Here is a 21155-nt window from a genome sequence, read left to right on the forward strand (position 1 = left end):
GCACCCGTGACCCACCTCCTCGACGAGCTCGCCTGGCGCGGCCTCGTCGCCCAGACCACCGACCTCGACGCCCTGCGCGAGGCGCTCGACGCCGGCCCGGTGACGTTCTACGCCGGGTTCGACCCCACCGCGCCGAGCCTGCACCACGGCCACCTCGTGCAGCTCGTGCTCATGCGGCACCTGCAGCTCGCCGGCCACCACCCGCTCGCCCTCGTCGGCGGGGCCACCGGCCTCATCGGCGACCCCCGGATGTCGGGGGAGCGCGTCCTCAACACCAAGGACACCGTCGCCGAGTGGGTGCAGCGCCTGCAGACGCAGATCAGCCGGTTCCTCGACTTCGACGGCGAGAACCCGGCGCGCATGGTGAACAACCTCGACTGGACCGGCGAGCTCACCGCCATCGACTTCCTGCGCGAGGTCGGCAAGCACTACCGGCTCGGCACGATGCTCGCCAAGGACACCGTCGCCCGGCGGCTGGCCTCCGACGAGGGCATCTCCTTCACCGAGTTCAGCTACCAGATCCTGCAGGGCATGGACTACCTGGAGCTGCACCGCCGGCACGGCTGCACCCTGCAGACCGGCGGCAACGACCAGTGGGGCAACCTGCTGTCCGGTGTCGAGCTGATCCGCAAGTCCGAGCACGCGTCGGTGCACGCGCTGACCACCCCGCTCATCACCAAGGCGGACGGCACGAAGTTCGGCAAGTCCGAGGGCGGGGCGATCTGGCTCGACCCCGAGATGATGAGCCCGTACGCCTTCTACCAGTTCTGGCTCAACGTCGACGACGCCGAGGTGGTCGGCTACCTCAAGGTGTTCACCTTCCGCCCCCGCGAGGAGATCGCGGAGCTCGAGGAGGCCGTGGCGACGCGGCCCCAGGCGCGCGAGGCGCAGCGGGCGCTGGCATACGACGTCACCTCGCTGGTGCACGGCACCGACGCGACCGACAAGGTGATCGCCGCGAGCCGCGCGCTGTTCGGCGGGGGCGACCTGGCCGAGCTCGACGCGGCGACGCTGCGCGCGGCCGTGGCCGAGCTGCCGTCCGCGGACGTGCGGGTGGGCGACCCGGTCGTCGACGTGCTCGCCGCCACGGGGCTGGTCGCGTCCAAGGGCGCCGCCCGCCGCGCCATCGCCGAGGGCGGGGCGTCCGTGAACAACAGGAAGGTCGCGGACGACACCGCCGTGGTGGGGGCCGACGACCTGCTGCACGGGGAGTGGCTGGTGCTGCGCCGCGGCAAGCGGACCCTCGCGGTGGCGCGGGTGGCGTCGGCCTAGGCGCGGCTCCGCCCCGACGGGGCGGTCGGCACGTCCGGTGCTGGCCGCCCCGTCGTCGTCCGGGGTGCGACCCCGGCGTGCCCGGATGACGGGCGAGGGCTTGCGCCGGCCGCGGCCCCGGGGCACCCTGGACCCAGAGTGACGGGCGTCGCACCGGCGCCCGTCGCGCCACAACTGGGGTCACCCCGGCAGGCCGCGCGCGAACGCGCAGGTCAGCGGGGGTGCGGGGAGCGCGCGGGGCCCGTGAGCCCGCTGGCTTGACGCTGGGCGAAACGTCCGCGTAATGTTCTCCGAGTCGCCCGGCAGGGAGGAACGGACACCGAGGATCAACCCGGTGGCTGGTCCCACGGGTGGCCACCCCCTCAGCACGACCGGCAGGCGCCTCGGCGTCCGGACGGTCGCGCCGAGACCGGAGCGGGACGCTCGCGAGGTCGGAATTGACGCCGACAAAGCGGGACGAAAACTCTGGTAGAGTGAAGGAAAGCCGAGCCGGGAATTGCCCCGGCAAAGCGGACCAGAAACTCTGGTAGAGTGATGGAGCGCCGGACCGGGAACGGGAAAGCGAACCAGAAGCTCTGATAGAGTGGAGGAACGGGAAGCCGCGGAAACGCGAGCGGAACGGACCAGAAGCTCTGGTAGATTGGAACCGAGCCTCCGGCCAGGAGCCCGCAAGGGTGAGTGGGGGATGCGCGTCTGTTCTTTGAGAACTCAACAGTGTGCCTAGTAGTTGATGCCAAGATGGTTCATCGCTCGGGTTGGTCGCCTCGTTCGGGGTGACTGGTTCGTGTGGTGGGTCTTGGTTTCGATTGGGAGCCGAGTCCGACCCCGTCGGGTCGGTTCCTGCAGAAGCCGAATTGACTGATCTCCGCTCGCCAGCGGGTGGGGGTCGTTTCGTGTGTCGGTTGTCCACCGCTTTCGGGTGGTGGGGACCAGTAGACATTTACGGAGAGTTTGATTCTGGCTCAGGACGAACGCTGGCGGCGTGCTTAACACATGCAAGTCGAACGGTGAACCCCAGCTTGCTGGGGGGATCAGTGGCGAACGGGTGAGTAACACGTGAGTAACCTGCCCCTGACTCTGGGATAAGCCTTGGAAACGAGGTCTAATACCGGATACGTGCCGCTCGGGCATCCGATGCGGTTGGAAAGATTTATCGGTCAGGGATGGACTCGCGGCCTATCAGCTTGTTGGTGGGGTAACGGCCCACCAAGGCGACGACGGGTAGCCGGCCTGAGAGGGCGACCGGCCACACTGGGACTGAGACACGGCCCAGACTCCTACGGGAGGCAGCAGTGGGGAATATTGCACAATGGGCGCAAGCCTGATGCAGCGACGCCGCGTGAGGGATGAAGGCCTTCGGGTTGTAAACCTCTTTCAGCAGGGAAGAAGCGCAAGTGACGGTACCTGCAGAAGAAGCGCCGGCTAACTACGTGCCAGCAGCCGCGGTAATACGTAGGGCGCAAGCGTTGTCCGGAATTATTGGGCGTAAAGAGCTCGTAGGCGGTTTGTCGCGTCTGCTGTGAAAACTCGAGGCTCAACCTCGGGCTTGCAGTGGGTACGGGCAGACTAGAGTGCGGTAGGGGAGACTGGAATTCCTGGTGTAGCGGTGGAATGCGCAGATATCAGGAGGAACACCGATGGCGAAGGCAGGTCTCTGGGCCGCAACTGACGCTGAGGAGCGAAAGCATGGGGAGCGAACAGGATTAGATACCCTGGTAGTCCATGCCGTAAACGTTGGGCACTAGGTGTGGGGCTCATTCCACGAGTTCCGTGCCGCAGCAAACGCATTAAGTGCCCCGCCTGGGGAGTACGGCCGCAAGGCTAAAACTCAAAGAAATTGACGGGGGCCCGCACAAGCGGCGGAGCATGCGGATTAATTCGATGCAACGCGAAGAACCTTACCAAGGCTTGACATACACCGGAAACTTCCAGAGATGGTTGCCCCGCAAGGTCGGTGTACAGGTGGTGCATGGTTGTCGTCAGCTCGTGTCGTGAGATGTTGGGTTAAGTCCCGCAACGAGCGCAACCCTCGTCCTATGTTGCCAGCGGGTCATGCCGGGGACTCATAGGAGACTGCCGGGGTCAACTCGGAGGAAGGTGGGGATGACGTCAAATCATCATGCCCCTTATGTCTTGGGCTTCACGCATGCTACAATGGCCGGTACAAAGGGCTGCGATACCGCGAGGTGGAGCGAATCCCAAAAAGCCGGTCTCAGTTCGGATTGGGGTCTGCAACTCGACCCCATGAAGTCGGAGTCGCTAGTAATCGCAGATCAGCAACGCTGCGGTGAATACGTTCCCGGGCCTTGTACACACCGCCCGTCAAGTCACGAAAGTCGGTAACACCCGAAGCCGGTGGCCCAACTCTTTGAGGGGGAGCCGTCGAAGGTGGGACTGGCGATTGGGACTAAGTCGTAACAAGGTAGCCGTACCGGAAGGTGCGGCTGGATCACCTCCTTTCTAAGGAGCATCTGACACGCCCTGCTTCGGTGGGGTCGTGCAGAGGCCATGCCCCGGCCGAACGCGTCGGGGGTGGTGCTCAAGGGTGGAACATCAACTACGGCGGCCCGCTCGGGCCGGCATCGCGTCAGTACTCCTTCGGGATGGAACGCGCACCGCCGGGTCGGGTCGGTCGCCCAGGCACGCTGTTGGGTCCTGAGGGAACAGCCCGCGAGGGAGGTTGCTTCATGACGGGCCCGGTCGGTCGGTCGAACCGCCAGCTGCTCTTCGGGGCGGTGGGTAGGCGCCGGCGTGAGGTCGGGGATCGTTCGTTGTTTGAGAACTGCACAGTGGACGCGAGCATCTTTTAAAGTATGTCTTTGTGGTCAAGTTTTTAAGGGCACAGGGTGAATGCCTTGGCACTAGGAGCCGAAGAAGGACGTGGTAGCCTGCGATAAGCCTCGGGGAGTTGGCAAACGAACCGTGATCCGAGGATGTCCGAATGGGGAAACCCCGCACGAGTCATGTCGTGTGACCCGCACCTGAATATATAGGGTGTGTGGAGGGAACGCCGGGAAGTGAAACATCTCAGTACCGGCAGGAAGAGATATTCCGTGAGTAGTGGCGAGCGAAAGCGGATCAGGCCAAACCGTATGCGTGTCAAGCCGGCAGGCGTTGCGTGTACGGGGTTGTGGGACCTTTCAGCTGATTCTGCCGAGTCAGCAGGGAGTCAGAAAGTCTCGTTATAGTCGAAGGGCATTGAAAGGCCCGGCACAGAGGGTGGTACCCCCGTAGACGAAATGACGTGACCTCCCGAAGGGGATCCCAAGTAGCACGGGGCCCGAGAAATCCCGTGTGAATCTGGCAAGACCACTTGCTAAGCCTAAATACTACCTAGTGACCGATAGCGGACAAGTACCGTGAGGGAAAGGTGAAAAGTACCCCGGGAGGGGAGTGAAATAGTACCTGAAACCGTGTGCCTACAATCCGTCGGAGCCTCCCTAGCAGGGGTGACGGCGTGCCTTTTGAAGAATGAGCCTGCGAGTTAGTGGTACGTGGCGAGGTTAACCCGTGTGGGGAAGCCGTAGCGAAAGCGAGTCCGAATAGGGCGTCACAGTCGCGTGCTCTAGACCCGAAGCGAAGTGATCTAGCCATGGGCAGGTTGAAGCGCGGGTAAGACCGCGTGGAGGACCGAACCCACCTGGGTTGAAAACCGGGGGGATGACCTGTGGTTAGGGGTGAAAGGCCAATCAAACTTCGTGATAGCTGGTTCTCCCCGAAATGCATTTAGGTGCAGCCTCGCGTGTTTCTTGCCGGAGGTAGAGCTACTGGATAGCCGATGGGCCCTACCAGGTTACTGACGTTAGCCAAACTCCGAATGCCGGTAAGTGAGAGCGCGGGAGTGAGACTGCGGGGGATAAGCTCCGTAGTCGAGAGGGAAACAGCCCAGACCACCAGCTAAGGCCCCTAAGCGTATGCTAAGTGGGAAAGGATGTGGAGTTGCACAGACAACCAGGAGGTTGGCTTAGAAGCAGCCACCCTTGAAAGAGTGCGTAATAGCTCACTGGTCAAGTGATTCCGCGCCGACAATGTAGCGGGGCTCAAGTATACCGCCGAAGCTGTGGCATTCACACATTGCGCTAGGCCTTCGTGGTCCAGGCGTGTGGATGGGTAGGGGAGCGTCGTGTGGCGGGTGAAGCTGCGGGGTAACCCAGTGGTGGACGCCACACGAGTGAGAATGCAGGCATGAGTAGCGAATGACGGGTGAGAAACCCGTCCGCCGAATGACCAAGGGTTCCAGGGCCAGGCTAATCCGCCCTGGGTAAGTCGGGACCTAAGGCGAGGCCGACAGGCGTAGTCGATGGACAACGGGTTGATATTCCCGTACCGGCGAAGAACCGCCCATACCGAGCCCGGTGATGCTAAACGCCCGAGCCGTGGCACCGACTCCTTCGGGAGTCACCGTCACGGGGAGCGCGTGACCCGATCCGGTAGTAGGTAAGCGTATTAACGGGAGTGACGCAGGAAGGTAGCCCAGCGTGGCGATGGTAGTCCACGTCCAAGGCCGTAGGGCGAGTGGTAGGCAAATCCGCCACTCACACAGCCTGAGAACCGATGGTGACAGCGTATGCTGGATGATTGGGTGATCCTATGCTGCCGAGAAAAGCTTCGACGCGAGGTTCTAGCCGCCCGTACCCTAAACCGACTCAGGTGGTCAGGTAGAGAATACCAAGGCGATCGAGAGAATCGTGGTTAAGGAACTCGGCAAAATGCCCCCGTAACTTCGGGAGAAGGGGGGCCTGAAGCGTGTACCGGCTTGCCCGGGAAGCGTGGAGGGCCGCAGAGACCAGGGAGAAGCGACTGTTTACTAAAAACACAGGTCCGTGCGAAGTCGCAAGACGATGTATACGGACTGACGCCTGCCCGGTGCTGGAAGGTTAAGAGGACGGGTCAGCCGCAAGGCGAAGCTCAGAATTTAAGCCCCAGTAAACGGCGGTGGTAACTATAACCATCCTAAGGTAGCGAAATTCCTTGTCGGGTAAGTTCCGACCTGCACGAATGGCGTAACGACTTCTCCGCTGTCTCAACCGCGAACTCGGCGAAATTGCACTACGAGTAAAGATGCTCGTTACGCGCAGCAGGACGGAAAGACCCCGGGACCTTTACTATAGCTTGGTATTGGTGTTCGGTGCGGCTTGTGTAGGATAGGTGGGAGACTGTGAAGCCGGCACGCCAGTGTCGGTGGAGTCAACGTTGAAATACCACTCTGGTCGCTCTGGACATCTAACCTCGGTCCGTAATCCGGATCAGGGACAGTGCCTGGTGGGTAGTTTAACTGGGGCGGTTGCCTCCTAAAATGTAACGGAGGCGCTCAAAGGTTCCCTCAGCCTGGTTGGCAATCAGGTGGCGAGTGCAAGTGCACAAGGGAGCTTGACTGTGAGACTGACAGGTCGAGCAGGGACGAAAGTCGGAACTAGTGATCCGGCGGTGGCTTGTGGAAGCGCCGTCGCTCAACGGATAAAAGGTACCCCGGGGATAACAGGCTGATCTTGCCCAAGAGTCCATATCGACGGCATGGTTTGGCACCTCGATGTCGGCTCGTCGCATCCTGGGGCTGGAGTAGGTCCCAAGGGTTGGGCTGTTCGCCCATTAAAGCGGTACGCGAGCTGGGTTTAGAACGTCGTGAGACAGTTCGGTCCCTATCCGCTGCGCGCGCAGGAAACTTGAGAAGGGCTGTCCCTAGTACGAGAGGACCGGGACGGACGAACCTCTGGTGTGCCAGTTGTTCCGCCAGGAGCACGGCTGGTTGGCTACGTTCGGAAGGGATAACCGCTGAAAGCATCTAAGCGGGAAGCCTGCTTCAAGATGAGGTTTCCACGGGGCTTGCCCCGAGAGGCTCCCGGCTAGACCACCGGGTAGATAGGCCGGATGTGGAAGAGAGGACTCAAGACTCTCGCAGCTGACCGGTACTAATAAGCCGACAACTTCACCACTCATACTCTTTGCTACGCGTCCACTGTGCGGTTCCCGAACCACGAGCACGCACCCTTCGAACCCGAGGGGTGTCCCGTGTTGACAGTTCGACAGAGTTACGGCGGTCATAGCGAAGGGGAAACGCCCGGTCCCATTCCGAACCCGGAAGCTAAGCCCTTCAGCGCCGATGGTACTGCACTCGCCAGGGTGTGGGAGAGTAGGACGCCGCCGGACATCATTCAGAAGAAGCCACCCCATCGCTGGGGTGGCTTCTTCTGTTTCCCGAGGACTTTCGCGTGCCGCCCGCGGTGGGCGCCGGGGATGGGGCGGCGCTGCTCTCAGAGCCGCCTGACGAACTCGAGTGCCTCGGGGGCCTCGAAGGACGTGACGAAGTCGACACCCCCGGGACGGATGGTCGACCGCCGGCCCGGCACGCGGCTTCGCCGTGCGGGTGCCCGGCGCAGCTGACCCCCACTGCCGAGAGTGCAGGAGGTGCGGTCTCGGGGCTCCTCGAGTCGGCATCTGCTGCGGTCTCGGCGTGGGTGCGGGGCTCGATGTGGGGGCGGGGGCGGCTGGATGAGACCATGGTCAGCGGTCGAATGACGAGGAGACGCAGGACATGAGCAGCGACGAGCGCGGGACGCGTTCGGCGGACGAGGGCGATCGCCGCGGCGGTGGCGTCGGGCGCTACGGCAACCGGAACGGAGCACGCCCGGCGGGCGGTGCCCGGCCCGCCCGCACCCCGAGGGTGGCGGGTCAGCGGGGACGCGGCGACGGCGAGCGGAGCACCGGCGGCGAGCGCGGTGGGTATGCGGGATCGCGGCCCGAGCGGGGCGCCGGCGGGGACGTCCGGGGCGCTCGTGGCGGCGACCGGTCCGACCGCGGTGGGCGTCAGTCGGGTGACGGCGGCGCGAGCCGCGGCCCCCGGACGGGCGGGTACCCGGATGACCGCGGCTCGCGCACGGGCGGCTTCCAGGGTGGCCGTGCCGGTCGCCCGAGCGGGGGGTACCAGGGCGACCGTCCGCGTGACGGCGGCGGCTACCAGCGAGGCGAGCGGCCCGGCGGGCAGGGAGAGCGGTCCGGGTACGGGCGTGACCGCGACGAGCGGACCGGTGGTGGGTACCCGGGGGACCGTTCGCGTGACGGCGGCGGGTACCAGCGCGACCGCGGTGGCCGCCCCTCCGGTGGCTATCAGGGGGACCGCCCGCGCGGTGGAGCCGGCGACGGTTCCCGCGGCGGGTACCAGGGCGAGCGGTCGGGGTACGGCCGCGACCGCGGCGAGCGGGCCGGCGGGTACTCGGGCGACCGTTCCTCGCGGCCGGGTGGCGGGTACCAGGGTGACCGCCCCCGCGACGCCGCCGGGCGCGACGACCGGGGCGGCGCACGTCGCTCGTCCGGTGCGCCGCAGGGGCGTGACGCCGGGGCTCGCTCCGGGGGGTTCCGCCGGGACGACCGCGGTCCGCGCGACGAGACGCGTGGCGGCTACCGCGGCGGCCAAGGTGCTGCGGAGTCGCGCGGCGGGCACCGCGACGGCGGAGAGCGCGGGATCCGCCGGGACGACCGGGACGTGCGGGGCGGCTTCCGGCGCGACGGCGACGACCGGCGGTCGGGCGGCCCGCGCGACGGCGGGTTCCGCGGTCCGCGGGACGGTGGCGAGCGCGGCTCCGCGCCGCGGCCCACCGAGGGCGGCGACCGGCCGCGTGGTCCCTGGCAGGAGCGCGGCCAGCGCCGGGACGTCGACGGCCGCGACCGGGCGCGCCACGGCGACGCCCGTGGCGAGCGCTCCGGCGGCTACCGCCGCGACGGTGCGGACCGGCGCGACGACCGTCGTGGTCCGCGGGAGGACCGCGGGGGCTTCCGCGACGACCGTCGTGGTCCGCGGGAGGACCGCGGGGGCTTCCGCGATGATCGTCGGGGGCCTCGTGACGACCGCGGCGGCTTCCGTGACGAGCGTCGCGGTCCCCGGGACGACCGTCGTGGCGTCCCGCGGGACGAGCGCGGTGGCTTCCGTGACGACCGTCGTGGCCCGCGGGACGACCGCCGGGGCCCGGGCGGCTCCGACGAGCGGCGTCCCCTGCGCCGAGGCCCGCACCGCGAGGACGACCGGCGGGACAGCCGTCCGCCGCAGGCCGTGCGGGTCTACGGCCCGGAGATCCCGGACGACGTGGAGTTCGGTCAGCTCGACCGCGAGGTCCGCGCGCGGCTGCGCACCCTGAGCAAGGACAACGCCGGCGTCGTCGGACGGCACCTGGTGATGGCCGGTCGGCTGCTCGACGTCGACCCGGAGCTCGCCTACGAGCACGCCCAGGCGGCGGTGCGGCACGGCGGCCGGGTCGACGTGGTGCGGGAGGCCGCCGGGCTGGCGGCGTACCGGACCGGGCGGTTCGCCGAGGCGCTGCGCGAGCTGCGGACGGTGCGGCGGCTCAACGGGTCGTCGGAGCACCTCGCCGTCATGGCGGACTGCGAGCGGGGGCTCGGGCGTCCCGAGCGGGCGATCGCCATGGCGGCCGAGCCCGAGGCGGAGCAGCTCGACGTGCAGGGCCGGGTGGAGCTGGCGATGGTCGTCAGCGGGGCGCGTCTCGACATGGGCGACCCGGACGCCGCCATCGCGGCGCTGTCCGGGATCGCGACGGGGACCGTGAAGACGGTGCTCGGGGCGCGGGTCGTGCAGGCCCGGGCCGAGGCGCTACGCGCCGCGGGCCGCCCGGAGGAGGCTGCCGCCGCCGAGGCCGCGGTCCCGCCGGCGCTGCTCGCGCAGCTCGCCGACCCCGAGCCGGACGAGGACGTCGTCGTGTTCGACCTCGAGGAGGACGACGAGGCCGAGGGCGACAGCACGGACGCGGGCACCACGGACCTCGCGGACGACGACGAGGCCGGCGCCGAGCCCGAGGACGCCGACCAGGAGCCGGCCGCCGAGGCCGGGGACGCCGACGTCGCGGAGGGCGAGCCCGCCGAAGCACCCGACCCGGCCGACGCGCCGACCGAGGACGACACGGAGGACGAGTGACCCACGCACGACTGCTCGGCAGCGACATCCCGCTGGCCGAGCGCTACGACCTGGCCCTCGTCGACCTGGACGGCGTGGCGTACCGCGGGCACGAGCCCATCGACGGCGCGGCCGCCGGCCTGGCCGGCGCGCGGGCGGCGGGCATGCGCCTGGTCTTCGTCACGAACAACGCGTCGCGCGAGCCGGAGTCGGTGGCGGACCAGCTGACGTCGCTGGACATCCCGACGCGGGCGGACGACGTGATGACGGCGGCGCAGGCCGCGGCGGCGCTGCTGGCCACGCGGCTGGAGCCGGGCGCGACCGTGCTCGTCGTCGGCGGCGCCGGCCTGGTCACCGCGGTGCGGAACGCCGGGTTCACCGTCGTCACGTCCGCGGAGGACCGTCCGGACGCCGTGGCGCAGGGCTTCGCCCCCGAGGTCGGCTGGGCGCAGCTGGCCGAGGCGGCGTACGCGGTGGCGGGCGGCGCGTGGTTCGTCGCGAGCAACCGGGACCTGAGCCTGCCCACCGCCCGCGGGTTCGCGCCGGGCAACGGCGCGCTCGTGGCCGCGGTGACGGCGGCGACCGGCGTCGAGCCGGACAGCGCGGGCAAGCCGGCGTCGACGATGTACGAGATGGCGGTGCAGCGGGCGGGCGCCCGCGAGGCGCTCGTCGTCGGGGACCGGCTGGACACCGACCTCGCGGGGGCGCGCACCGGCGGCTTCGCGGGGCTGCACGTGCTGACCGGCGTGAGCACCGCGCGGGACGACGTGCTGGCGCCCCCGGGGCTGCGGCCGCACTTCATCGCGGCGGACCTGGGTGGCCTGCTGGTGCCGCACCCGGAGCCGGTCCAGGGCGCCGAGGGCTGGTGGACCTGCGGGGACGCCGCGGCCCGGGTGACCGGCGGGCGGCTGGAGCTCGGCGGCTCGACCGCCGGGATCGACCTGGTGCGCGCGGCGTGCGCCGCCGCCTGGGCGGCCGTGGACGGCGGTGCGGAGCTGGACCCGGCCTCGGTGCCGGAGCTGCGTGTCGACCCGCAGGACGCCGCGGGCGTGGGTGCCGGCCGGTAGCCTGGCCGGCAGTGCAAGGGGGGCGCGGGACGGCGTGGCCGGACGGTCGCGCCGACGAGCAGCCGCCGGTGGCGGAGCAGGGAGAGGCGAGCGTGGATCCGACGGGCGACCGGGCGGTGGACGAGGTGCTGACGCGCCTGACGGACGTCACCGAGCTGGGGCTGCACGAGCAGCTCGCCGTGTTCGACGCCGTGCACACGGCCCTGCAGGACCGCCTCGCCGACGCGGAGGGCTGAGGCGGGTGGCGACGCGCGTCGACGCCGCCCTGGTCCGGGACGGGCTGGCCCGGTCGCGCCGGCACGCGGCCGAGCTGATCGCCGCCGGCCGGGTGTCCGTCGACGGGCACCCGGTGCTCCGGCCGGCGTCCCCGCTGGCGGACGGGCAGCACGCGCGGGTCGAGCCCCCGGAGCAGCCCGAGGACGACTGGGCCTCCCGCGGGGCGCACAAGCTGCTGGGGGCGCTCGAGGCGTTCCCGGGCGTGGCCGTGGCGGACCGCGTCTGCCTGGACGCGGGCGCGAGCACGGGGGGGTTCACCGACGTGCTGCTGCGCCGCGGGGCGCGGCGGGTGGTGGCCGTGGACGTCGGCCACGGGCAGCTCGTGGACCGGTTGCGCGCCGACCCGCGGGTCGACCTGCGCGAGGGCGTGAACGTCCGGTACCTGGCGGCGGGGGACGTCGACCCGGCGCCGCAGCTGGTGGTCGGGGACCTGTCGTTCATCTCGCTCGCGATCGTGCTGCCCGCGCTGGTCGCGGTCGCCGCGCCGGACGCGGACCTGGTGCTCATGGTCAAGCCGCAGTTCGAGGTCGGCCGCGAGCGGCTGGGGTCGGGCGGCGTGGTCCGCTCGCCGGAGCAGCGCGCGGAGGCGGTGCTGGCGGTCGCCGGGGCCGCCGCGGACCAGGGGCTCGGCGTCCGGGGTGTGGCGCGCAGCCCGCTGCCCGGGCCGAGCGGCAACGTGGAGTTCTTCCTGTGGCTGCGCCGCGGGACGGCGGGCGCGCTGCCCGCCGGTGCCCTCGGCGCGCGGGTGCGGGAGGTCGTCGAGGACGAGGGAGGTGCCGGCGCATGAGCAGCAGGCGGGTGCTGGTGGTCACGCACAGCGGTCGGCCCGAGGCCGTGACGGCGACCGAGGAGGCCGCCGCCGCGCTGACCGCAGCCGGGTTCACCCCGGTGCTGGCCGGCGAGGACGTGCCGGGGATGGCGTTCCACGACATCGAGCTGGCGATGATCCTCGGCGGCGACGGGACGATCCTGCGCGCCGCGGAGCTCGCCCGGGCGGCCGGGGTGCCGCTGCTCGGCATCAACCTCGGGCACGTCGGCTTCCTCGCGGAGAGCGAGCGGGACGACATCACGGAGGCGGTCCGGCGGATCGCGGCGGGGGACTACACCGTCGAGGAGCGCACCACCCTGCAGGTGCAGGTCCAGGTGCCCGGGCGCGCGGACCCGGTGACGTCGTGGGCCCTGAACGAGGCGGCGCTGGAGAAGGCGGAGCCGGCGCGGATGGTCGAGGTCGTCATCGAGGTCGACGACCGGCCGCTGTCCAGCTTCGGGTGCGACGGGGTGGTGCTGGCGACGTCGACCGGTTCGACGGCGCACGCGTTCTCGGCCGGCGGGCCCGTCGTGTGGCCGGAGGTGGACAGCCTCATCGTGGTGCCGCTGTCGGCGCACGCGCTGTTCGCCCGGCCGCTCGTGGTCGGCCCGCGCAGCGTCGTGGCCGTCGAGGTGCTGACGCGGTCGCCGTCCCCGGCGGTGCTGGTGTGCGACGGCCGGCGGCACATCGAGGTGCCCGCCGGCTCGCGGGTCGAGGTGCGGCGCTCGCCCGTGCCGGTGCGCCTCGCGCGGCTGACCCCGGCGCCGTTCACCGACCGGCTGGTGCACAAGTTCGCGCTGCCGGTGGCGGGCTGGCGCGGCAGGCCGCCGGAGCTGCACGCCGGGCACGCGGCGCGCCGGCGGCACGACGACCCCGACCGGACGGACGAGGACTGAGGGCGTGTTCGAGGAGATCACGATCAGCGACCTGGGCGTCATCACCGGCGCCCGGATCCCGCTGCATCCGGGGCTGACGGTGCTGACCGGCGAGACCGGCGCCGGCAAGACGATGGTGCTGACCGGGCTGAACCTGCTGCTGGGCGGCAAGGCCGACCCGGCGACGGTCCGGCGCGGCGCGGCGTCGGCGGTGGTGGAGGGGCGCGTCGTCGTCCCCGCCGGGTCGCCCGTGCTGGACCGGGCGGAGGAGGCCGGCGCGGCGACCGACGACGACGGCGGCCTCGTGCTGCTGCGCACGGTGTCCGCGCCGACCGACGACGCACCCGGCCGGTCCCGCGCGCACCTGGGCGGCCGGTCGGTGCCGCAGGCCGTGCTGGCCGAGCTGGCCGAGTACCTCATCACGGTGCACGGGCAGCAGGACCAGGCCCGGCTCCGGTCGCCCGCGCACCAGCGGGAGGCGCTGGACGCGTTCGCGGGCGCGGCCCACGGCGCGCTGCTCGGCGAGTACCGGGCGGCGTGGGCCGAGCGGGCGCGGCTGCAGGCGACGATCGACGACCTCACGTCCCGGCGGCAGGACCTGGCGCGGGAGGCGGAGCTGCTGCGCCTGGGGCTGGCGGAGGTCGAGCGCATCGACCCGCAGCCCGGCGAGGACACGGAGCTGGCCGCGGAGATCGAGCGCCTCGAGCACGCGGAGGACCTGCGGGCCGCCGCGACGGGCGCGCACGCCGCGCTGGTCGGTGACGAGGACGCCGCGGACGACGCCCCGAGCGCCGCCGGCGCGGTGGAGCACGCCCGCCGCCTGCTGGACGGCGCGGGCGCGCACGACGCCCGGCTGGCCGAGCTCCGCGACCGGGTGGCCGAGGCCGGCTACCTGCTGGCGGACGCCGCGACCGAGCTGTCCTCCTACCTGCAGGACCTGCAGGCCGACCCGCTGCGCCTCGACGCGGCGCAGACCCGGCGCGCGGAGCTGGCCGCCCTGACCCGGTCGTACGGCGAGGACGTCGAGGCGGTGCTGCGCTGGGCCGACGAGGGCAGCCGCCGGCTGCTCGACATCGGCGACGGCGACGAGCGGGTCACCGCCCTGACCGCCGAGCGGCAGGCCCTGGACGCGCGGCTCGCGGACCTCGCGGACCGCATCCGCGCGGCCCGCCGGGACGCCGCCACCCGGCTCGCCGCGACGGTCTCCGAGGAGCTCGCCGGCCTCGCGATGGCGGGCGCGTCGCTCGAGGTGCGCGTCGAGCCTGCGCCGGAGCTGGGTCCGCACGGTGGAGATGTCGTGGAGATGCTCCTGGTCCCGCACGCGGGCGCGCCCGCCCGGCCGCTCGGCAAGGGTGCGTCCGGCGGCGAGCTGTCCCGCGTCATGCTGGCGCTCGAGGTGGCGCTCGCCACGTCCCCCGACCAGGGCGAGCACCGCCCGGGCACGTTCGTGTTCGACGAGGTCGACGCCGGCGTCGGCGGGCGCGCGGCGACCGAGGTGGGGCGTCGTCTCGCGGCGCTGGCGCGGAACGCGCAGGTCCTCGTGGTGACGCACCTGGCCCAGGTCGCGGCGTTCGCGGACCGGCACCTGGTCGTCACCAAGGCCGAGGACGGGGCGGTGACGGCGTCCGGCGTGCGCGAGGTCGCGGGGGAGGACCGGGTGCGCGAGCTCGCCCGGATGCTGTCCGGCCAGGAGGAATCCGGTGCGGCGCGCGCGCACGCGGCGGAGCTCCTGGAGCTGGGAAGCGTGGCACGATGAACACCGATGAAACTCCTGCCCTCCCGTAGACGCCCCGCCGCGCCCCAGGGGGGCGAGCTCGTCGGCCCGGCCCGGGTCGACCCCCGCACGAAGTCGCTGACCAAGCGGCTGCGCCCCGGGGAGATCGCCGTGATCGACCACGTCGACATCGACCGGGTCTCGGCCGAGGCGCTCGTCGCCTGCCAGCCCGCCGCGGTGCTCAACGCCGCGCGCTCGACGTCGGGCCGCTACCCGAACCTCGGCCCGGACATCCTCGTGTCCGCGGGCATCCCGCTGGTCGACGACCTCGGGCCGGACGTCATGACGATCCGCGAGGGCCGGACACTGCGCATCGACGGCGGAGCCGTCCACGACGGGGACCGGCTGGTCGCCGAGGGCGTCGTGCAGACCGAGCAGTCCGTGGCCACCGACCAGGCGGCCGCGCGCGAGGGCCTGTCGGTCCAGCTCGAGTCGTTCGCCGCGAACACGATGGACTACCTGCGCCGGGAGCGCGACCTGCTGCTCGACGGCGTCGGCGTGCCCGACATCGTCACGGAGATCGAGGGCCGGCAGGTCCTCATCGTGGTGCGCGGCTACCACTACAAGGAGGACCTGGTCACCCTGCGCCCGTACATCCGCGAGTACCGCCCGGTGCTCATCGGGGTGGACGGCGGCGCGGACGCGATCCTCGAGGCCGGGTGGACCCCGGACATGATCGTCGGCGACATGGACTCCGTGTCCGACCGGGCGCTGCGCTGCGGCGCGGAGATCGTCGTGCACGCGTACCGCGACGGCCGCGCGCCGGGCCTGGCCCGCGTCGACCAGCTCGGCGTGCCGCACATCGTCTTCCCGGCGACCGGCACGAGCGAGGACGTCGCGATGCTGCTCGCGGACGACAAGGGCGCCGAGCTCATCGTCGCGGTGGGCACGCACGCGACCCTGGTGGAGTTCCTCGACAAGGGCCGCTCCGGCATGGCGAGCACCTTCCTCACGCGGCTCCGGGTCGGCGGCAAGCTCGTGGACGCCAAGGGCGTGTCCCGGCTGTACCGGAACCGGATCTCGAACCTCCAGCTCACCCTGCTCGTGCTGGCGGGCCTGCTCGCCCTCGGGGTCGCGCTGGCCTCGACCACCGCCGGGCAGACCCTGATCGGCCTGACCGCGGCCCGGTGGGACGACTTCGTCTCCTGGCTGGGGTCGCTGTTCGGCGGCACGCCATGACGTGCCCGCCGGCCCCGACGCCCGCCCCCTCCCGTGCCGCCCTCGTGCCGGCACCCGACCGAGAGCTCCCGCTGTGATCGACTTCCGTTACCACCTCGTCTCCCTGATCTCGGTGTTCCTGGCGCTGGCCGTCGGCATCGCGCTCGGCGCCGGCCCGCTGAAGGAGACGATCGGCGACACCCTCACCGGGCAGGTCGACCAGCTGCGCGCCGAGAAGGACGCGCTGCGCACCGAGCTCGACGAGTCCGCCGCGGACGTCGCCGCCGCGGACGCCTGGATCGGGGCCGCCGGGGCCGAGCTCGTCGAGGGCACGCTGAGCGACCGCCGCGTCGCCGTGGTCTCGCTCGGCACCGTGGACGGCGACGCCCGCACCGCGGTCGAGGACCAGCTCACCGACGCGGGCGCCTCGGTGAGCGCGCGCGTCACGCTGAACGAGGCGTGGACCTCCACGGACCTGCGGCAGTTCCGCTCGGCGCTCGTCAGCAGCATCGCGGCGTACCTGGACCCGCAGCCCGCCGACGGCGCGTCCGTGGACACCTCGCTCGCCGAGGCGCTCGTCCAGGGCCTGACCGGCGCGGACGCCGCGAACCCCGACCAGCTCAGCAGCTCCGCCGCCACGCTCCTGGAGTTCCTCACCTCGGGCGACGACCCGCTGGTGGCGTTCGAGGACACCGTGTCCGCGCCGGCCGACGCGATCGTGCTGGTCGCGCCGACCGTCGTGCCCACGGCCGCGGGCACCGAGGCCACGCCGGACGCCGACGAGCTGCAGGCGACCCTGGACGCCGAGATCGCGCTGGCCCGCGTCGCGCAGGACCGCTCCGAGGGCGCGGTGGTGGTCGACGGCCCGCTCGCCGAGGGCACCCTGGTGTCCGCGATCCTGGCCGACGAGGACGCCGCCGGCGACCTCACCACCGTCTCCGACGGCGACACCACCGCGGGCCGCGTCAACGTGCCGCTCGCGCTGAACGCGCGCATCGGCGGGACGAACGGCCACTACGGGCGCGGCGAGGACCTGACGGCGCTGCCGACCACCACCGTGCTGCCGCTGCCGGACCGCACGCCGACCGCCACCGGCGACGAGGTGCCGGCTGACGGCACCGAGGGCGCCGGCACGGAGGGCGACGCGGGGGCCGAGGGGTGAGCGTCGCCCGGCGGGTCGCCGCGGCGGTCACCGCGCGGCTGACCACCAGCGTCGTGCGCGGCGTCCTCGACGACGACCCGCCCGGCGGGGCGCGGCTCTGGGAGCGCACCAACCACCGCGGCGAGCCCGTGAGCCTGCTCGGCGGCCCGGCCGTCGCGGCGGGCGTGCTGGCCGGCGGGCTCGTCGGTGCGCCGTCGGCCCGGGACGGGGCCGCGCTCGCCGTGGCCACGACGTCCGCGACCGCGTTCGGCCTGGTCGACGACCTCACCGAGGACCGGGAGGGCACGGTCCGCAAGGGCCTGCGCGGCCACCTGGGCGCCCTGGCCCGCGGGGAGGTGACGACCGGCGGGCTCAAGGTGCTCGGCATCGGCGCCGGGGCGCTCGTCGCCGCCGCGCTGTGCCGGCCCCACGACACCCACCCGTCCGGACGGGGCGCCGCGGCGGCGGCCCGGCTCGTGGACGTCGCGCTGGACGGCGCGCTCATCGCCGCCACCGCCAACCTCGTGAACCTGCTCGACCTGCGGCCCGGGCGCGCGCTCAAGGCCGCCGGCCTGGCCGCCTCGCCCGCCGCGGTGCTCGGCGGCCCGGGCGGGGGCGCCGCGGCCGCCGTGCTCGGCGCGGTCGCCGCGGAGCTGCCCGACGACCTCGCGGAGCGGGACATGCTCGGCGACTCCGGGGCGAACGGGCTGGGCGCGGTGCTCGGGACCGTCGCGGTGCAGCAGCTCCCGCGGCCCGCGCGGCTCGCGCTGCTCGCGGGCGTCGTGGGCCTGACGGTGGCGTCCGAGAAGGTGAGCTTCACGCAGGTCATCGCGCGCACGCCGGTGCTGCGGGAGATCGATGGCTGGGGCCGGCGGCCCGCGCACGCGCCGGCTGTCGCCGCGGACGCGCCGGACGGGCCCGCGCCCGACGTGCCCGCGCCGGACGGGGTGCCCGGGCGGTGAGCCGGCGGGGCGTCCTGTCCGGTCTGGCGGGCGCCGCGGCCCTGATCTCGGTCGTGACGGTCGTCAGCCGGCTGCTGGGCTTCGCGCGGAACCTGGTCTTCGCCAACGCGGTCGGCGCCGAGGCGGTCGGCGACGCGTACAACTGGGCCAACACGCTGCCGAACGTGCTGTTCGAGGTGGCGGCGGGCGGGGCCCTCGCGGGTGCGCTGATCCCTGTCATCGCCGGGCCGCTGGCCCGCGGGATGCGGGACGACGTCTCGCGGATCGCCTCGGGGATGCTCGGCTGGACGCTCGGCGGGCTCACGCTGATCGGCGCCGCGCTGGCCCTGGCCGCGCACCCGATCGCGGTGCTCGCGGACCTCGGGTCGCCCGCCGAGCGCGACCTCGTCGCGTTCTTCATCCGGGTGTTCGCGGTGCAGCTGCCGCTGTACGGGCTCGCGGTCGTGCTGTCGGGGGTGCTCCAGGCGCAGAAGAAGTTCTTCTGGCCGGCGTTCGCGCCGGTGCTGTCCAGCCTCGTGGTGATCGCGACGTACGCGGGCTACGGGCGGCTGCTCGCCGGTGCGGGCCTGTCGGCGGACACCGCGGACGTCGCGGGGCTGCCGCCCGGCGCCGCCGAGCTGCTGGCGTGGGGGACCACCGCCGGCGTGCTGGCGATGGGCCTGCCCCTGCTGGTCCCGGTGTGGCGCTCCGGGGTGCGGCTCCGGCTCGGCCTGCGGTTCCCCGAGGGCGTCGCGTCGCGGGCCCGGTCGCTGGCCCTGGCGGGGATCGGCGGGCTGGTCGCGCAGCAGGTCTCGGTGCTCGCGACGATCACGCTGTCCCGGCGCTACGGCGGCGACGGCGCGCTGACGGTGTTCCAGTCGATGGTGCAGCCGACCTACCTGCTGCCCTACGCCGTGCTCGCGGTGCCGCTGGCGACGAGCACGTTCCCGCGGCTGGCCGCGGCCGCCGCGCGGGCGGACCGGGCCGGGTACGCGCCGCTGGCCGCGGTGACCACGCGGGCGGTCCTGGTGGCGGGCGGTGCGGGTGCGGCGCTGCTGGCGGCGGTCGCCCCGGCGGTCGCCACGGTGTTCTCGGTGATCGGTTCCGGGCGCACCGAGCTCATCGCCTCGATGGACGTCGCGCTGACCCTGATCGCGCCGGGCCTGCTCGGGCTCGGGCTGATCTTCCACGTGTCCCGGGCCCTGTACGCCCTCGAGCGCGGGCGCCTCGCGGTGCTCGCCGTGAGCAGCGGCTGGGCGACGGTCGTCGTCGCGTCCTGGGTGGCGTGCGCGATCCTCGTGCCGGGGGCCAAGGACGGCCCGGCGACGCTGCGGGCGCTCGGCATCGGGACGAGCACCGGCATGCTGGTCGCCGCCGTCGTCCTCGTGCTCGTGCTCCGCGCCGCGGCCGGCGCGGAGGCGGTCCGCGGGATCCTGCGCACGTCCGCGGTGCTGCTGGTCGGCGGGACCGTCGGTGCGGTGGTCGGGCGGTGGACCGTCGACACGGTGCAGGCGCTCACCGACGGGCTCCCCGGCGCCATCGCGGCCGCGGCGGGCGGCGGTGCCGTCGCCGGGGCGGTGGTGGTCGCGCTCGTCTGGGGTCTGGACCGGACGACCCTCACCGGCCTGGTCCGGCGCGGCGGCGCGGCCGTCACCCCGGCGGACGTGCCGCTCGACGCGGCGGTGCCGGGGACGCTGCCGCCGGAGCCGCCCGCCCACGACGACGACCCCGCACGGAAGGCGGACCGGTGACGGCACGACGGGTGCTGCAGGTGCTGGGCTCGAGCGCGGGCGGCGTCGCCCGGCACGTCGCCCAGGTCGCGGAGGCGCTCGCCGAGGCGGGGGACCACGTCGTCGTCGCGGGTCCGTCCGGGCTGCGCGGGACGGTCGCGCCCGACGGGGGAGCGGTGCGGTTCGCGCCGGTCGAGATCGCCGACCGGCCGCACGCCTCGGACCTGCGGGCCGTCGCCCGGCTCGCCGCGCTGGCCCGCGAGGCCGACGCGGTGCACGCGCACGGGCTGCGCGCCGGCGCGCTCACGGTGCTCGCGGTGCGGTCGCGGCCCGGCCGCCGCCCGCGGGTCGTCGTGACGCTGCACAACCTGCCGGTGGGCGGGCGCGCCGTCCGGGCGGTGTCGGCGGTGCTCGGCCGGGTGGTCGCCCGGGGCGCGGACGTCGTGCTCGGGGTGTCCGGCGACCTGGTGGACCTGGCGCGCGCGCAGGGTGCGCGCACGGCGGAACGGGCGCTGGTCCCCGCGCCGCGGCGTCCCGCCCCGGCGCAGGACCCGCGGGAGACCCGCGCCGCACTCGGGCTGGCGGCGGACGCCGACCTCGTGGTGACCGTCGCGCGCCTCGCGCCGCAGAAGGGTCTCGACACCCTCGTGGCGGCCGCCGCGGAGGCCGGCCGGGTGCGGTCCGGCCTGTGCTGGGTGGTCGCCGGGGACGGGCCCCTGCACGACGACCTGGCCGCGCGGGTCGCGGCGACCGGGGCGCCGGTGCGGCTGCTCGGCCGGCGCGAGGACGTGGCCGAGCTCATGGCCGCCGCGGACGTGGTCGCCTCCACCGCCGTGTGGGAGGGGCAGCCGCTCGCGGTGCAGGAGGCGCTCGGGCTCGGGGCCGCCGTCGTGGCGACCGACGCGGGCGGGACCCGTGAGGTCACCGGGGACGCGGCGGTGCTGGTGCCCGTCGGGGACGCCGCGGCGCTTGGCGCGGCGGTCGCGGCGGTGCTGGCCGACGGCGCGCGCCGCGACGCGCTGCGGGCGGCGGCTCGCGCCCGGGCGGCGACGCTCCCGGCGCTCGGGGACGTCCTGGCGCAGCTGGACGCGCACTACCGCTGACGCGGGCGCGTGCAGGCCCGTGCGGCCCCGTGCCCGCCCTGAGAGGAGGGTTCCGCCGGACACGCCAGGCGTGTCGCGCCGGAACCCTCCGCTCGGCGGGGCGGGTGGCCG

12 protein-coding genes and 3 rRNA genes are annotated in these 21155 nt (G+C 72.5%); all 15 read left to right on the forward strand.

Annotated elements, in window-relative coordinates:
- The first annotated feature begins 6 nt into the window (after positions 1–6).
- The 15 genes from tyrS to HNR08_RS16150 all read left to right on the forward strand — a co-directional run bounded on the left by tyrS (position 7) and on the right by HNR08_RS16150 (position 21044).
- Complete coding sequence (gene tyrS, locus HNR08_RS16080) at positions 7–1272, forward strand: tyrosine--tRNA ligase (RefSeq protein ID WP_146835716.1); 1266 nt, start codon at positions 7–9, stop codon at positions 1270–1272.
- 939 nt (positions 1273–2211) lie between these two features.
- Positions 2212–3732 (forward strand): 16S ribosomal RNA (locus HNR08_RS16085).
- Positions 3733–4095: 363 nt separating this feature from the next.
- Positions 4096–7205 (forward strand): 23S ribosomal RNA (locus HNR08_RS16090).
- Positions 7206–7302: 97 nt separating this feature from the next.
- Positions 7303–7419, forward strand: a 5S ribosomal RNA gene (gene rrf, locus HNR08_RS16095).
- Together the 16S, 23S and 5S rRNA genes form the textbook arrangement of a ribosomal RNA operon.
- 1897 nt (positions 7420–9316) lie before the next feature.
- The gene (locus HNR08_RS16100; RefSeq protein ID WP_183835112.1) at positions 9317–10192 is read left to right on the forward strand and encodes an ICP22 family protein; all 876 of its coding nucleotides are present in this window, start codon (positions 9317–9319) and stop codon (positions 10190–10192) included.
- On the forward strand, positions 10189–11238 hold the full coding sequence (locus HNR08_RS16105) for an HAD-IIA family hydrolase (protein WP_146840839.1): 1050 nt from the start codon (positions 10189–10191) through the stop codon (positions 11236–11238). The genes HNR08_RS16100 and HNR08_RS16105 overlap by 4 nt, the downstream gene beginning before the upstream one ends.
- A gap of 68 nt (positions 11239–11306) precedes the next feature.
- On the forward strand, positions 11307–11474 hold the full coding sequence (locus HNR08_RS16110) for a hypothetical protein (protein WP_168431926.1): 168 nt from the start codon (positions 11307–11309) through the stop codon (positions 11472–11474).
- Between the two features lie 5 nt (positions 11475–11479).
- Positions 11480–12301: a TlyA family RNA methyltransferase gene (locus HNR08_RS16115; protein ID WP_146840840.1), complete on the forward strand. Its 822-nt coding sequence runs from the start codon at positions 11480–11482 to the stop codon at positions 12299–12301.
- Complete coding sequence (locus tag HNR08_RS16120) at positions 12298–13218, forward strand: NAD kinase (protein ID WP_146840841.1); 921 nt, start codon at positions 12298–12300, stop codon at positions 13216–13218. Before HNR08_RS16115 ends, HNR08_RS16120 begins: the two co-directional genes overlap by 4 nt.
- Before the next feature lie 4 nt (positions 13219–13222).
- Positions 13223–14953 carry a DNA repair protein RecN gene (gene recN / locus HNR08_RS16125; protein WP_168431922.1) on the forward strand — a complete coding sequence of 577 codons (1731 nt, stop codon included), beginning with the start codon at positions 13223–13225 and terminating at the stop codon, positions 14951–14953.
- A 6-nt stretch (positions 14954–14959) separates the two neighbouring features.
- Positions 14960–16150: a putative cytokinetic ring protein SteA gene (gene steA / locus HNR08_RS16130; protein WP_146840806.1), complete on the forward strand. Its 1191-nt coding sequence runs from the start codon at positions 14960–14962 to the stop codon at positions 16148–16150.
- 73 nt (positions 16151–16223) lie between these two features.
- Positions 16224–17291 (forward strand): copper transporter, encoded by a 1068-nt coding sequence (locus HNR08_RS16135; RefSeq protein WP_146840807.1) that lies wholly within the window; start codon positions 16224–16226, stop codon positions 17289–17291.
- Positions 17288–18232 (forward strand): hypothetical protein, encoded by a 945-nt coding sequence (locus HNR08_RS16140; RefSeq protein WP_146840808.1) that lies wholly within the window; start codon positions 17288–17290, stop codon positions 18230–18232. The genes HNR08_RS16135 and HNR08_RS16140 overlap by 4 nt, the downstream gene beginning before the upstream one ends.
- Positions 18229–19962 carry a murein biosynthesis integral membrane protein MurJ gene (gene murJ / locus HNR08_RS16145; RefSeq protein WP_146840809.1) on the forward strand — a complete coding sequence of 578 codons (1734 nt, stop codon included), beginning with the start codon at positions 18229–18231 and terminating at the stop codon, positions 19960–19962. Before HNR08_RS16140 ends, murJ begins: the two co-directional genes overlap by 4 nt.
- Positions 19959–21044, forward strand: coding sequence for a glycosyltransferase (locus HNR08_RS16150; protein ID WP_146840810.1), 1086 nt, complete (start codon positions 19959–19961; stop codon positions 21042–21044). Before murJ ends, HNR08_RS16150 begins: the two co-directional genes overlap by 4 nt.
- Positions 21045–21155: the final 111 nt, after the last annotated feature.

The organism is Cellulomonas hominis (assembly GCF_014201095.1).
In the GTDB taxonomy this organism is placed as follows: domain Bacteria; phylum Actinomycetota; class Actinomycetes; order Actinomycetales; family Cellulomonadaceae; genus Cellulomonas; species Cellulomonas hominis.

What these genes read in the sequence shown, in the direction of transcription:
- HNR08_RS16120 (WP_146840841.1), top strand. Translation starts at nt 12,298, where the DNA reads ATGAGCAGCAGGCGGGTGCTGGTGGTCACGCACAGCGGTCGGCCCGAG.
- steA (WP_146840806.1), top strand. Translation starts at nt 14,960, where the DNA reads ATGAAACTCCTGCCCTCCCGTAGACGCCCCGCCGCGCCCCAGGGGGGC.